This is a genomic window from Nitrospira sp. (genome assembly GCA_015709715.1).
In the GTDB taxonomy this organism is placed as follows: Bacteria; Nitrospirota; Nitrospiria; order Nitrospirales; family Nitrospiraceae; genus Nitrospira_A.
This window is the reverse complement of the sequence record CP054184.1, coordinates 3,565,364-3,579,236: the sequence shown is the minus strand read 5'-3', so window position 1 is coordinate 3,579,236 and position 13,873 is coordinate 3,565,364. Positions and strand designations below refer to the sequence as shown.

General features: G+C 62.2%; 12 protein-coding genes. 2 read left to right on the top strand and 10 right to left on the bottom strand.

The window, feature by feature from the left end; all coding sequences use genetic code 11:
• Positions 1-2 precede the first annotated feature (2 nt).
• The 10 genes from HRU82_17130 to moaC form a co-directional block, all read right to left on the bottom strand.
• On the bottom strand, positions 3-521 hold the full coding sequence (locus HRU82_17130; protein ID QOJ36562.1) for a hypothetical protein: 519 nt from the start codon (positions 519-521) through the stop codon (positions 3-5).
• 72 nt (positions 522-593) lie between these two features.
• Complete coding sequence (locus tag HRU82_17125) at positions 594-2,951, bottom strand: LPS-assembly protein LptD (protein QOJ36561.1); 2,358 nt, start codon at positions 2,949-2,951, stop codon at positions 594-596.
• Between the two features lie 127 nt (positions 2,952-3,078).
• On the bottom strand, positions 3,079-4,374 hold the full coding sequence (locus tag HRU82_17120; protein QOJ36560.1) for a bifunctional folylpolyglutamate synthase/dihydrofolate synthase: 1,296 nt from the start codon (positions 4,372-4,374) through the stop codon (positions 3,079-3,081).
• 54 nt (positions 4,375-4,428) lie between these two features.
• A complete protein-coding gene (locus tag HRU82_17115) occupies positions 4,429-5,265 on the bottom strand; it encodes an acetyl-CoA carboxylase carboxyltransferase subunit beta (GenBank protein ID QOJ36559.1) in 837 nt (278 codons plus the stop codon).
• A 10-nt stretch (positions 5,266-5,275) separates the two neighbouring features.
• Positions 5,276-6,064, bottom strand: coding sequence for a 3',5'-cyclic-nucleotide phosphodiesterase (locus HRU82_17110; protein QOJ36558.1), 789 nt, complete (start codon positions 6,062-6,064; stop codon positions 5,276-5,278).
• A gap of 185 nt (positions 6,065-6,249) precedes the next feature.
• A complete protein-coding gene (locus HRU82_17105) occupies positions 6,250-6,957 on the bottom strand; it encodes an urease accessory protein (GenBank protein ID QOJ36557.1) in 708 nt (235 codons plus the stop codon).
• A 7-nt stretch (positions 6,958-6,964) separates the two neighbouring features.
• Positions 6,965-7,996, bottom strand: a complete 1,032-nt coding sequence (gene moaA / locus HRU82_17100; GenBank protein ID QOJ37252.1) for a GTP 3',8-cyclase MoaA — start codon at positions 7,994-7,996, stop codon at positions 6,965-6,967.
• A gap of 46 nt (positions 7,997-8,042) precedes the next feature.
• Positions 8,043-8,516: a molybdenum cofactor biosynthesis protein MoaE gene (locus HRU82_17095; protein QOJ36556.1), complete on the bottom strand. Its 474-nt coding sequence runs from the start codon at positions 8,514-8,516 to the stop codon at positions 8,043-8,045.
• Between the two features lie 7 nt (positions 8,517-8,523).
• On the bottom strand, positions 8,524-8,781 hold the full coding sequence (locus tag HRU82_17090; protein QOJ36555.1) for a MoaD/ThiS family protein: 258 nt from the start codon (positions 8,779-8,781) through the stop codon (positions 8,524-8,526).
• Between the two features lie 15 nt (positions 8,782-8,796).
• On the bottom strand, positions 8,797-9,291 hold the full coding sequence (gene moaC, locus HRU82_17085; protein ID QOJ36554.1) for a cyclic pyranopterin monophosphate synthase MoaC: 495 nt from the start codon (positions 9,289-9,291) through the stop codon (positions 8,797-8,799).
• A 133-nt stretch (positions 9,292-9,424) separates the two neighbouring features.
• On the opposite strand from moaC, the gene HRU82_17080 reads away from it, so the two are divergent.
• Positions 9,425-12,235: an AMP-binding protein gene (locus tag HRU82_17080; GenBank protein ID QOJ36553.1), complete on the top strand. Its 2,811-nt coding sequence runs from the start codon at positions 9,425-9,427 to the stop codon at positions 12,233-12,235.
• The gene (gene aepX, locus HRU82_17075) at positions 12,232-13,866 is read left to right on the top strand and encodes a phosphoenolpyruvate mutase (GenBank protein ID QOJ36552.1); all 1,635 of its coding nucleotides are present in this window, start codon (positions 12,232-12,234) and stop codon (positions 13,864-13,866) included. Before HRU82_17080 ends, aepX begins: the two co-directional genes overlap by 4 nt.
• The last annotated feature ends 7 nt before the right edge of the window (positions 13,867-13,873 follow it).

Sequence of the window (13,873 nt, the reverse complement as noted above, 5' to 3'; positions counted from 1 at the left end):
AATCACGGGCGCTCCCAGTGCCATTCGAGTGGAACACCGGCCCACCAATCGGCCGCCCGCGCCTTCCGCCACGCTGTTTGTTCCTCCCACAGACGCTGCACCACCGCTTCGTCCAAGCGCGCCGCCATGGCGGCCGTGACATCGGATTGCCGCTGGACCGCCTGCTGGATCAGTTCCTTGGCGATGCGTGCCAACACATCGGGAGGATCGACCAGATCCTCCGGTCGCCCCGTCGCGAGATTGAGGTACAGGTGCTCGACACGCACCCATTGATCGGTGGCCGCCAACTGTTCCAGATACCCGTTCACCGCATGGTATACGTAGGTGAGATACACATAACTACGAGCCGACGGCCTGTCACGCACCTCAGCCTGACAGGCTTCCAACGCCTGCCGATAGTCTCCGGCCTGAAGGAACACTTTCGCGCGTTGCAGGTGAGAGAGTCGCTCCACCGCCCACGCTTCCGATGGTTCCATGCCCAGGATCACCGAGCAGCCCACCAGCACCATGTGCATCGTCACGAGCCGGCACCATGATCCTCTGGGCTGCCGCACCTCTGATGGCGTCATCTGTCCTGCCTCCAGTCGACCGAGTCAGTACCGTCCCATCGGCATTTCCTGAGCCGGCAGGCCGCTGGTGGTACGCCCATAGGGACCACCGGGAGCGGCCCAGGGCAAACCACGGTCGCCGACCAGCAACGGCCCTAAGATCGTTCTGGCCACGATCGTGCCGAAGTTCTCGGTCCAGCCGATGCCCGTCATACTCAACATAAAGGAGTAACTTTGCCGATCCGGGAACTGCAGGTAATACAACCCCAGCGACCAGCACTTACAGGGGTTTTGATAGAGGGCCACCACATCATACTCCGGACTGCGGCCGCCCTTCACATCGTAATAACCCTTCGCACCCACCGTCCAGCCCCAGGGTGTGCGGAATCCGCCGCCGGCCGTCACGAACTGGATCTCATCCGTCGGCGCATACACTTCGTTGAACGAGATCGGATTCCAAATATCACCTCGTCGCACACGGTTCCCATCCCGGCTGTACCGCTGACCGACCTCGACATACCAATAGTTGGACTGCTGCACGCGAAGGTCGGTGTTCCACTGACTGAAGGTTCCTCGGTAAGGATCCAGAAAGGCATCCACCGTCAAATAGGAATTCGTCGGGGGCAGGATCTGCCCGCCGGCCACGTTTTGCCCCAGTGTATTGTCGAGACGAGGCGGCCGAAAAAACTCCGGCGCCGTATTCCCGATCACCGCCCGCATCCAGAGGTCCGACATCTTACGCCCCTGAACCTCCACCGTCGCCGGTTGCAGCGGCTGTGTCAAGGAACCCAGGAACGGCAGCACACCGGGGGTGAATTCGCGTGCACGAGTCTGAACCGCACCGACATGGTAACTCTGCGCCAGGGTAAGATCGAGCCAGTTGAAGCTCTGCCCGTTGATCTGGTGCTCGAGCAACCGCGTGCGAAGAGCATAGGTCAGGAGGTTCTTCTTCGGAATGTCGTCGACTTGGTCGATCTGGGCGATTTTCGATTGGTCGCTGCCCGGTACGTATTCGTACATCACGCTGGGTTCGATGGTATGGAGGAAGCTGCCGCCATCGCTTCCGGAGAAGCGACGGCTCAACCTCGACGTCGCATCCACCGCAGCCCAGAAGGTCTCTCGATGCAGGGGACTCGCTTCTTCTATGCCGCGCGTGTAGTACACCTCCTTGAATTTGAAATGCGGGGTCAGGCCGACCACATGCCCGACATCGATGACATCGGTGGTAATGCCCGGCATCACATCCATCCGGTTCACAGCAAAGCCCCGTTCGCGATAAAAGTTCACGAAGTTGCTGTCGAGGTTCAACAGGAACGGCATGCCGAACGGCGCAGTATTCGGCAACACATACCCGACCTCGGGCAGCCGCTGGAACGTATCGGGGCCGCCGAAATTGAGCGGCTGGAGATATTGCCCGAGGAAGTAGGCGCTGCCGTAGGGAAGACGCTGGGTGGCCAGTAATGTCGATTCGCCGCTGGGCGAGGCTCGCTGCGCGCCCGAATTGCTGAGTTGTTGCAAGTACTGCCGATCCGACACAAACGACGCCTGGCCGCGGACCAGGAGCGTCTCCGTAACCTGCTGCACGTGCTGGCCGGTAATCATCCCCCGCAACCGCCGTTCATCGGAGGCGGTTTGATCCACTCCCGACACATTGGGCAGCTGGGTTTGTTGCAGGAAGCTCGCGAACCATTGACCTCGCGACCGTCGATCCAGGTAATAACGATATAGCAGGTCGCTGCCGTACCCGAGGTTCGAATAGTAAGACGGCGAGATGGTCATGTCCTGGCTGGGATTGATTGCCCAGAAATACCCCTGCTGATAATGCAACCCGAACCGATTGTCGTATCCCGGCGTCGGGATCAGAAAGCCGCTACGTCGATGGCTGAGCGGATAGGTCAGGGTCGGCACGGGAATGATCGGCGTATCGCGCATGCAGAGCCACGCTCCTTTCATCGCAATACTCTCACCGGTATTCACATCCAGATCGTCGAATTTGAAGCGCCAGGCGGGAATTTCGCCGTCCTTCGCATCGCAGTTGGTGAACGTGCCCTCTTTGATGCGGTAGTGATCTTCGGACAACCGTCGGATCACGCGCCCCGTGAAAAACGAATTGCTGGGTCTGATGTACATCGACCCGTGGGTGACGACCCCCGCCTCCGTATTCACGTTTAACTCCAGCCGTTCCGACTTCAAATCGGAATTGGGGTCCGTCAGGTGCACATGGCCCGTGGCGACCAGGGTGCCCGGCAAGGTTTTGATCGTCACATGGTCCGCCGTCAACCGAAAAGGACCTTGCGTCACGACGACCGACCCATCCGCCTCATAGACGTCTTGTTCTTGAAGATGATCGATGCGTTCGGCCGTCACATGGAGCCGTTGATTGGTCGGCGACGGGGCCGTCACCGTGGATTGGGCCCAGGCAGAGCCGTGAGGGAGGACAAGAACCCACAGGAGAGTCAGAAGGCAGGCGACCCGGTACCGACTAATCACCCACCGTCGCCCTGTCGCCGAGTTGCGGTCCGGCCCCATCTCAACCACGAACTGGTGAGAGGGAGCACCCTCGGAGATGGGCCTTGATGTCGCCGACCAGCATCAGAGACCCGGTGACACAAATGAGATCGGATGGTCCTGCCCAACGCTTGGCCAGGACGCAGGCATCCGCCGGCGTTGCCGCCACCTGAGCAGTGGGACAATACTCACGAAGCAGCGCATGCAGCTCAGAACCGGATATGGCGCGCGGCAGGTCCGCCTGGGTCAAAATGATCCGATCGACGAGCGGCAGCAGCGGAGCCAAGAACTCGCGCGGATGTTTGTCACGCATCATGCCGAATACCAGGCAGACCCTTATGCCAGGCCTCGCCTGCCGATATTCGGCCAGATAGTCAGCAAGCACCGCCGAAGCGGCCGGGTTGTGGGCACCATCGAGCAAGATCGTCGAGGCCTCGCCCACGACCTCCAGCCGACCCTCCCAAGCCACCTGCCGTACCCCCTGGCGCACGGCATGCTCAGACACCACCAGTTCTCGATCACCAACCAGTTCGATCAAGGCCAGGGCGCAGGCCAGATTGTCGAGTTGAAACCGCCCCCGCAACGGACAGGACAGGTGCTCATATCGATGGGCCATACCGAGATACGCACAATCCGTCGTCGATCGGCCCTGGTAGCGGAAGTCACGGTCCAACGCAACCAGGGGGGCGCGACGGGCCGACGCCTCCGCCTCAATGACCTGGCGAGCGGGGCCCCCAATGCGGCCGATCACAACCGGGATTGCCGGTTTCATGATTCCGGCCTTTTCAAAGGCGATGGCCTCGAACGTGGAGCCAAGGTACGCCTCGTGATCCAAACCGATCGTGGTGATCGCGGTCGCCAGGGGCTCGACGACATTGGTCGCATCGAACCGCCCGCCTAACCCGACCTCCAAGACCGCCACATCGACCTGCTCTTCCGCAAAGTAGAGGAACGCCAACGCCGTGGTGAACTCGAAGAAGGTCGGGGCCAAATCAGGAGCCGAGGCTGCGCGCAAGGCCTCCACGATGGCGCTGACACGAGCCTCGGGAATCATGGCGCCGCCGACACGAATCCGTTCGCGAAAGTCGATCAGATGCGGCGAGGTGTAGAGTCCAACCCGGTAGTCGGCGGCCTGCAGCACGGACGCCGTCAAGGCCGCGGTCGACCCCTTGCCGTTCGTCCCGCCGATGTGGATCACCGGATACCGACGATGGGGCTCACCCACGCGCGTGAGCAAGGCGCGAATCGTCTCCAGCCCCAACTTCACGCCATGCAGCTGCAAGCCATAGAGAAACGCCACCGTCTCGGAATAGGTCATGGAATCTGTGCCGTGTGGTTGACGCCGGCGGGCTGCTCGCGGACCCGCCGGCGGCTAGAAGTGGCCGACCAGCGTGCTGACTGCCTCTTTCAACTGCTTGCGCTCGACGATCATGTCGATCATCCCATGGTCGAGCAGAAATTCCGCACGCTGAAACTGGTCGGGTAGTTGTTGTTTGATCGTTTGCTCGATGACTCGTGGACCGGCAAAGCCGATCAGGGCCTTCGGCTCCGCGATGATCACGTCGCCCAGCATCGCAATGCTGGCCGTCACGCCCCCGAATGTCGGATCGGCCAGGATCGAGATGAACGGCAGTTTGGCCTCGCCCAACTTGGCCACCGCCGCGGAGGTCTTGGCCATCTGCATGAGCGAGAGGATACCTTCCTGCATGCGGGCCCCACCCGACGCCGTCACGAGAATGAGGGGCAGCCGCGCGTCGAGCGCGCGATCGACGGCGCGGCAAATTTTCTCACCCACCACCGACCCCATGCTGCCACCCATAAACCCGAAGTCAAAGACGCAGAGCGCCACCTTGCGCCCGTTGATAGCCCCCTGGCCAATGACCATGGCGTCTTTGCGGCCGGTCTTCTCCTGCTGGGACTTGATGCGGTCCTTGTAGGAACGCGTATCCTGGAAGGACAAGGGATCTTGCGGCTCCAGTTCGGCGTCCCACTCCTTGAACGTGCCCAGATCGACCAGCAGATTGATCCGCTCGAGGACCGAGATCGGGAAGTGGTATTCGCACTTCGGACAGACCTTGTTATTGCGATCCACTTCCTTCCGGTACACGATCTCCCGGCAGTGGTTGCACTTCAACCACATCCCCTCCGTCGCCTTGGATCGCTTCGGAGGCTCCGGCTCTTGGGTCTTTCCTTTTTTAAACCACGCCATCGCTGCTCACCTATAGTAGGAGGGTCTGGCCCTCTTCCAGCACGGACAACCCCTCGATGCCCAGATCCTTGAGTTCCTGGCCGATACGCTCGCGAAACCGCGGTTTCAAGTGGTAGGCGTAGACCGGCACCTGCGGCCGGTCCAATTTGGCCAACTCCCCGGCCAACAACTGCGGGGTCAAATGTTTGGCCGCCCTGGCCAGGTCATCCAACTCGTTAGGGAACGATGTTTCAATAAAAGCCGCCGCGAGGCCCGCCTCCACCTTGGCCACCCGCCACAATTCGTCGGTGACATAGGTATCTCCGCTGTACAACAGCGTCCGATGACCATCACGGAGGAGAAAGCCCACAGTCGGCACGACATGGTTCACGCGAATCGGCGTCACACCCAAGTCCGCCAACCGATCCTCCCGGCCAGGCTGAAGGGCATGCATGGTCAACACCGGTCGGTCCGGCGCGGGGAGACGAAAAAAGTCGGGATACACCGCGCCGTTGAATACATGTTTCCGTAACCCCTCAAGCACCTCGGGAATGGAGGCGATGATGACCGGGGCATCCGTCTCACCGACCAAATTATCCGCCAGCGTGGGCAACTCACGAAGGTGGTCGAAATGCAGGTGTGTCAGCAGGACGACCCGGATGCGCCGCTGTTCGTCGAGATACAACCGCGACCCGATCGTCCCGGCATCCACCACCACACTGTCGTTCACCAGGAAGCCGCAGGTCCCACAGGGCACGGGGCCGCACTCCCCTTCCACCAGCTGCGCCGAGCCGTGACATCCCAAGACCCGAACCTTCATCGCTCGGGCCTTATGTGAATGCCATCCGGCCTACGCGTTTCCCCACATGCTGGTTCGTTCGGCGGCTGCACTGCGCGGCAGGATAGCACACAACTTCGAACAGCGCACACAGATTTGACGGCAGCCCCACGAACCGATCGCAGTCACGCCCTGCAGGTGAAACGACCGATGCCGGCGCTCCAGATCTAGGTCCACCCGCCGCCCCAGCCGATCCGCACCATCATCACCACTCCCAGCCCGATGCTCGCCAGGCAGGCCACACCCTGCACGATTCGGTAGGCATGTGGCCCGACCGCCAGAGAACAGACGACCGGCAGACTCAAGACCGCACCCATCACCACCATGCCGAGAATCGACCCAGCTCCGAACACGGCGATATACCCGATGCCCTGCCCCAGTCCCGTCACCGTGGACAACAGCATCAACATGAGCGCCGCGGAACCGGCGAGACCGTGGGCCATGCCGATCAACAATGGACGCATCGAACCGTGAAACCAATGGCGATGGGCATGGTCGTGCTGCAGGTGATGGCTATGGAGGTGCACGTGCGCGCGGCCATCGTGCTCATGCTGATGCAGGTGCCACTGTTCCCGGTAGATCCGGCGACCCAGTGAAAGCCCGAGCGCCACCAACATGATCCCCACGGCAAACTCGAAGGCTGTGGCGAGCGAGTTCGGAATGGTCAGGTTCAGCGCCAAAAGCACCGTACCGACACAGAGAAGCATAAGCGTATGGCCAAGGCCCCAGAAGAACCCGACGGAAGTCGACGCGTGCACCGACGGACGCTCGGCAAGGACCGTCGACAGGGCGGCCAGATGGTCGGCGTCCAGGGCATGGCGCAGCCCCAGCACGAAACCGAGCCCAAGCATGGTCAGGGTCTGAGAGTCGAACATGGCGGGGTCATCCCCCCCGCGCATGCATTTCGAGGTGGGGATCCTCGCGCAGACGATCGATTTCGATGAGACGCTGCTCCCGCAGGCCCAACGGTTCCAGCGCCTTCCGCTCCTCGGCGCCGCGATCCGTGCGTCCCTGCCAGGCCGCCGTGATCATCGCCTTCAGTTCGTCGCGCGAACGGCCTTCCCGTAGCGGCGCGCGCAGATCGAGTCCGTCCTTCGCATAGAGGCAGAGGTACCACATGCCGTCCGCCGTCAGCCGGCTGCGATCGCAGGAGCGGCAGAACGGGGTGGTCGTGGAGGGAATGATCCCGAAGACCGTCCCATCGGGCAACATGAACCGCTCCGCCGGCGCGACGCTGTGCTCGAACACCGGCGTCACCCCGCCATAATGACGCCCCAACAGGTCCAGCATCTCCGCACGGGAGCATACCTGGCTCATCGACCAGTCCGTCGCCCCACCGACATCCATGTATTCGATAAACCGGACTTCTCCACCGACTGTCTTGCCGTATTCGATCAGGTCGACGAGTTCGTCGTCGTTGTAGCCCTTGATGACGACCGTATCGAATTTCAATGAGGGGAACCCGGCGTGGACCACGGCCTTGATGCCGTCGAACACATGATGATGGAGATCGCGCTTGGTCAAGGCGCGAAACCGGTCGGCGCGCAGGGTATCCAAACTGATGGTCACACGCGTCAAGCCAGCAAAGGAGAGATCGGCGGCCTGGTCGGCCATGAGCACGCCGTTGCTGGTCAACGCAATTTCGGTGATACGGCGATTTTCGGACAGTTGCCGCACGAACCGCGGCAGGTCCCGCCGCAACAGAGGCTCTCCGCCCGTGAGGCGGACCTTGTCCACACCCAGCTCCGTGAAGACTGCCGTCAGTTCGGCCATCTCCTCGAAGGTCAAGATCGTGTCGCGCGGCAGCCAAGCGTACTCGTCCTCCGGCATGCAGTACTTGCAGCGGAGATTGCAGCGATCGGTCACCGACAGGCGCAGGCTTCGCAGGGGACGCCCCAGCCGGTCGTGGATCATGGGAACCGCCGTATCGAGCGCGCGCTGGTCCATCATGCATCGGAGGCTAGGGATGCTCTTCGACCCACACCTCGCCTTCGGGGGTGTGTTCGAGTTTCCAAATCGGCGTGATCTGCTTCAGTTCGTCGATCGCCCACTTGCAGGCCCGGAACGCTTCGGCGCGGTGCTCGGCCCCCACGATGATCAGCACGATGTTCTCCCCGATGGCGATTTCGCCGTACCGGTGCAACACCAGCACCTCGATCACATCGAAGTCCTTCAGCGCCCGCTCGCGAATTTCCCGCAATCGCTTCTGCGCCATCCCTTCGTAATGCTCAAAGGTAATGCCGTCCACATCGCGCCCCTTGGAGCGATCACGGGCCGTCCCTAGAAACATCGCAATGCCGCCGATCCGCTTGGACCGTTGTTTGACGCGCCGCAGCTCCTCGTCGAGCGAGAAGTCTTCCCGCTGCACGCGGACCAACAGGGCGTCATCGTCCGTGACGGGTGGCTCAGCCTTGGTAACCTGTTCGAGACTCATGGGACTCCTATCGACTGCCGCCCGCGAACGGGGGCAACAGGGCAATTTCGTCTTCGTCCTTCACATCACGATCTTCCGGTGCGATCTCCTGGTTCACCGACACGAGCACCTTCTTCTTGTGCAGCAGCTCACCGATCTGCGGATAACCCGCGGCGATCACCGCGACCAAGTCCTTGACCGTCCGTCCTTCAGGGAGCGCCAGGGTCAAGGTCCCTTGATTGCCGGCCATCATCTTGGTCATGCCGAAGAGTCGTACGGTCACCATCGCGCTCCCTACTCCTTACACTGACCGGACATAGGTGCCGGACTTGCCTCCCGACTTCGTCAGGAGACAGATGTTGCCGAAACTCATGCCGCGATCCACGGCCTTGCACATGTCATAGATCGTCAAGGCTGCCACCGAGGCGGCGGTTATCGCCTCCATCTCCACGCCCGTCGGGCCGGTGGTCTTGGCCGTCGCCGTAATGGTGATGGAACAGCGACCGTCCCGATCCGGTTGCGCCCGTTCTTCAAAGGAGATGTCTACACTGGTGAGCAAGATGGGATGGCACATCGGGATCAGGTCGGGCGTCTTCTTCGCGCCCATGACGCCGGCCACCTGCGCGACCGCCAGCACATCGCCTTTGGCGATCTTACCCTGTTGAATCTTTTCAAGGGTTTCCGGCTGAAGGTAGACTACGGCTTGGGCAGAGGCCAGTCGTTCGGTCGAAGCCTTGGCTCCAACATCGACCATCCGCGCCCGTCCCGACTCGTTGAAGTGCGTGAAATCTGCCATTCTCTGCGCTGAATCAGCCGGTTATCGCATCCGAGCGCCGAATTATAGGAGCCGCTTAAAATGGGAGTCAAGAAGGGAAACCAGCCACGATCTTCTTGAGCCGACAGGGCGCAAGCAGTAAGGTGAAGCCCTCATGGAACACGACGCAATGCCCCAGGAACGGATGCGCTCCCATCACCGCGAGGCAGTGACGCTCATCGAGCTGATACAGGGTCTCGGATCGTACGGAGGCCAGCAGGCCCTCGTTGCATTCCACAAACAATCGGTTGAAGTTTTGACGTACCGCCGGCTGCTACAAGAAGCAGATCAGCTTACCGCCGTCTTGATCGAGTCCGGTCTGCAGAAGGGCGAACGCGTCCTCCTCTATGCGCCGAACAGTCCGGCCTGGATCATCGCGTTCCTGGCGCTGCTTCGTGGAGCGGCCGTCCCTGTCCCGATCGATTCGCAGATGCCGAGCGACGACCTCGCTCACGTCATCCGGGATAGCGAGGCTCGTCGGCTCCTCACGACCCACACCCTGGCCAAGCGCGTGATGGCCCTCGGCCACACGCAACACCTCGCGACCCTGTTTCTGGACGGCGACGAGGGGGATCCGCAGAACCGACAACGCTCCCCTCGCAGCGGACCACCGGCCATTCCGACGGCGCAGCCAGACGACCACGCCCTACTCTTCTACACCTCCGGTTCCAGCGGACGCCCCAAGGGGGTCCCCTTGAGCCATCGCAACCTCCTCGCCAATCTCAACGCCTTAGTGAACGAACGGGTCTACCGGGCCGACGAACGGCTGCTGCTGCCGCTGCCACTGCACCACGTCTATCCCTTCATGGTCGGACTGCTGGCGCCGTTGGCTCAAGGCCTCACGATCGTCCTCCCGCATTCGCTGACCGGCCCGCACCTGCGGCGCGCGTTGCGAGAAGGACGGGTTACCGCGCTCGTCGCCGTCCCACGCCTGCTGTCGGCCCTCTTCCAGGCCATCGAACAGCCCTTCCGTGAGCGGGGCTCTATCGCCGCAGCCCTGTTCCACCTGATGCTCCGCGGCTCCGTGACCCTGCTTCGCTGGACGGGCATACGCATCGGTTCACACATCTTTTCGCCGCTCCACCGGCGTTTCGCCCCGCACCTGAGCACGCTCGTCTCTGGCGGCTCCCCGTTAGACCCGGCCCTGTCATGGAACTTGGCCGGATTGGGCTGGCAGATCGCCTCCGGGTATGGGCTCACAGAAACCTCGCCGATCCTCACGTTCTTCGGGCCGGGCCGGCGGCAGTTCGACTCGGCTGGACGCCCGTTACCCGGCGTCGACCTCCGAATCGCCGACCACGACCCAGAGACCAACCAGGGAGAAATCCAGGCGCGTGGACCGAACGTCTTCGCCGGCTATCTGCACCTGCCCGACAAGACCCGCGAGGCCTTCACCGCAGACGGCTGGTTCAGAACGGGAGACCTGGGGTTCCTGGATCAGCAGGGTCGGCTCCACATCGTCGGGCGCGCCTCCTCCCGTATCACCCTGCCCGGCGGCGAAAAGGTCTGGCCGGAGTCCATCGAGGAGCGGATGGATCAGGGCTCCGCCGTGGCCGAGTCCGCCATTCTGCTCTATGGGGGCCGCCTGGTGGCAATCGTGGTTCCACGCAAGAAAGCCCTGTCGATGGACCAGGCCGATGAAATGCGCAAGGCCATCCGCGCAGACTTGGATACAGCCCTTCGTGACTTCCCTTCCTATGCCAGACTCACGGAGTGTGTCGTCAGCGTCGATCCCCTGCCGCGGACCAGATTGGGCAAGATCCAGCGGCACAAGTTGGCGGCTCGATTCGAGGAGGCCTCTCGCGCCGACGAAACGGACGGCCTACGCAGGGCCCCGATTGCCGTGGACCAGATGACACCCGACGATCGCCAACTGCTGGAAGACCCCATCGTGGCACGTACCTGGGACTTGCTCACGCGACGCTTTCCCGATCGGCGGCTGACCCCGGACAGCAATCTGCAACTCGATCTCGGCTTGGATTCGATGGACTGGATGGCGCTGACGCTGGACCTGCATGATCGCATCGGCATCGACCTCTCACTGGACAGGATCGCCCGCATCGGCATCGTGCGCGATTTACTGCGCGAAGCGGCCGAAGCCACCGAAGCAGCCGATGCGGGTGTGGACCCGGTGGAGCAACTCCAGCATCCTGATCAGCTGTTGTCACCCTGGCAACGAAGCTGGCTCGCCCCGAGAGGCTGGTGCTTCAGAACCCTTGGCCAGCTCCTGCACCGGATCGATCGCCTGCTCATGCGCGTACTCTTCCAGTTGGAAGTACAGGGGCTTGAACACCTGCCGCCGCAAGGTCCCTGCGTCCTCGCTCCCAACCATGTGAGTCTCTTGGATCCACCCACCCTCTTCGCCGCCTTGCCACCGGAGCGCCTGCAGCGGACCAGTTGGGGCGGATGGACCGGCTTCATGTTCCGCAACCTACCGATGCGACTCGTCAGCCGCGCGACCCGCATCCTTCCCATCGCCCAATCGACCGCCGCGCTCACCGACCTGGCGCTCGCCGGGGCAGCCTTACGTCGCGGGGACACCCTCGTGTGGTATGCGGAAGGGGGCTTGTCGCGGAACGGACGGCTCCAACCCTTTCAACCGGGCATCGGCCTGCTGTTGACGGCCTATCCGGTTCCTGTGCTCCCGGTGTTCGTTGAGGGCAGTTTCAAGGCGCTGCCGCCCGACAGTCGGCGTGTCCATCCGCGTCGGTTGACCATCCGCTTCGGTGCTTCGCTCAGCCCAGACCTCCTCGACGGCCCTCCCCAAGGCCCGGAGCGATACCGTCACATCGCCGCCGCCCTCCATGACCGAGTCGCCGCCTTAAGCGACGGGACGCCTGTCCTCCCGGTGGTTTCTCTTCGCGAAAACGGGTATTCTGCCACCCAGATCGACGGAACAGGCGGAAACAAGGAAGGGAATCCATGAGTTCGACGGCAGGCCTCAGCACCTCGCGCCAATTTAGATCACTCCTCTTCTCCGAGCAGCTCGAATTCATCTGCGAAGCCCACAACGGCTTGAGCGCGAGGATCGTCCAGGAGGCGGGATTCCGCGGCATCTGGGCCAGCGGCCTCTCGATCTCCGCCCAGTTCGGCGTGCGGGACAACAATGAAGCCAGCTGGACCCAGGTCTTGGAAAACCTGGAATTCATGTCCGATGCGACGAGGATTCCCATCCTGCTGGACGGGGATACGGGCTACGGGAACTTCAACAACATGCAGCGGCTGGTCCGCAAACTGGAGCAGCGCAACATCGCGGCGGTCTGCATCGAGGACAAGTTGTTCCCCAAGACCAACAGTTTCATCAAGGGGGGCGCTCAACCCCTGGCCGACATGCAGGAGTTCTGCGGCAAGATCAAGGCGGGCAAGGACGCGCAGCATGATCCGGACTTCTGCATCATCGCGCGTGTCGAGGCATTCATCTGCGGGTGGGGCTTGGCGGAGGCCCTTCGGCGCGCCGAGGCCTACCACCAAGCCGGAGCCGACGGCATCCTGATCCATAGCGCCCTCTCCGTGCCGGATGAGATCCTGGCCTTCAAACAGGAATGGGGCAATCGCTGCCCGGTCGTCATCGTGCCGACGAAATATTACGCCACCCCCACCGACGTGTTCCGGCAACATGGCTTTTCGATGGTGATCTGGGCCAACCACCTGTTACGGTCGGCCGTGGCCGCCATGCAGAAGACCGCCCGCACCTTAAAGGAGCAGCAACATCTGCTCTCGATCGAAGACAAGGTCGCGCCGGTGTCGGAGATCTTTCGCCTGCAGAACGCAGCCGAACTCCAGGAAGCGGAGGAGCGCTACCTGCCCCGCGGCGCCGAAGGCACCACCGCCGTCGTATTGGCCGCCTCGCGCGGAGAAGAACTCGGCGAGCTCACCGAACAACAGCCCAAGACCATGGTCAAGATCCAGGGCGTCCCGATCCTGGCGCGCATCGTTGATGCGTACAATGCCGTGGGTATCAAGGACATCGCGGTCGTGCGAGGGTACAAGAAAGAGGCCGTCACCCTCCCCAACCTCACCTATGTCGACAACGATGAGTTCGCAGAGACCGGCGAACTGGCCTCGCTCTTGAAAGCGCTCCGCGCGCGGAAAGGCCCGGCGCAGAGCACGATCGTGTCCTATGGCGACGTACTGTTCAACAAATACATTCCCCAGACGCTCTGCCAGGAAACCGACGACTGCATCATCTTCGTGGACAGCAACTGGCAGGAGCAGAGCAGCTACGCGCGCTTGGGCGGCTTCACCGAATGTAGTCTTCCCAATTCGCGCCGCGCCTTCAACGCCAAGATCTACCTCAAGCAACTCGGAAACAGCACCCCCAAGGAGGCCATTCACGGCGTGTGGATGGGGTTCCTCAAGGTCTCTCCCGCCGCGGCCACCTACCTCACCGGCGTCATCGCGGAACTCCTGGCCCAACCCGAGAACCGCAAGGCCGGCATCCCGCGACTGCTGCAGGAATTACTGAAACGGAACTATCCGATCCGGGTTCTCTACACCGCCGGCCACTGGCTCGACATCAACAGCCTGGAGGATGTCGTGCAGGCCGGGAACTTTTAGCCTAGGG

What these genes read in the sequence shown, in the direction of transcription:
- HRU82_17105 (QOJ36557.1), bottom strand. Translation starts at nt 6,957, where the DNA reads ATGTTCGACTCTCAGACCCTGACCATGCTTGGGCTCGGTTTCGTGCTG.
- moaA (QOJ37252.1), bottom strand. Translation starts at nt 7,996, where the DNA reads ATGATCCACGACCGGCTGGGGCGTCCCCTGCGAAGCCTGCGCCTGTCG.
- HRU82_17110 (QOJ36558.1), bottom strand. Translation starts at nt 6,064, where the DNA reads ATGAAGGTTCGGGTCTTGGGATGTCACGGCTCGGCGCAGCTGGTGGAA.
- HRU82_17115 (QOJ36559.1), bottom strand. Translation starts at nt 5,265, where the DNA reads ATGGCGTGGTTTAAAAAAGGAAAGACCCAAGAGCCGGAGCCTCCGAAG.
- HRU82_17090 (QOJ36555.1), bottom strand. Translation starts at nt 8,781, where the DNA reads ATGGTGACCGTACGACTCTTCGGCATGACCAAGATGATGGCCGGCAAT.
- HRU82_17120 (QOJ36560.1), bottom strand. Translation starts at nt 4,374, where the DNA reads ATGACCTATTCCGAGACGGTGGCGTTTCTCTATGGCTTGCAGCTGCAT.
- aepX (QOJ36552.1), top strand. Translation starts at nt 12,232, where the DNA reads ATGAGTTCGACGGCAGGCCTCAGCACCTCGCGCCAATTTAGATCACTC.
- HRU82_17080 (QOJ36553.1), top strand. Translation starts at nt 9,425, where the DNA reads ATGGAACACGACGCAATGCCCCAGGAACGGATGCGCTCCCATCACCGC.
- moaC (QOJ36554.1), bottom strand. Translation starts at nt 9,291, where the DNA reads ATGGCAGATTTCACGCACTTCAACGAGTCGGGACGGGCGCGGATGGTC.
- HRU82_17095 (QOJ36556.1), bottom strand. Translation starts at nt 8,516, where the DNA reads ATGAGTCTCGAACAGGTTACCAAGGCTGAGCCACCCGTCACGGACGAT.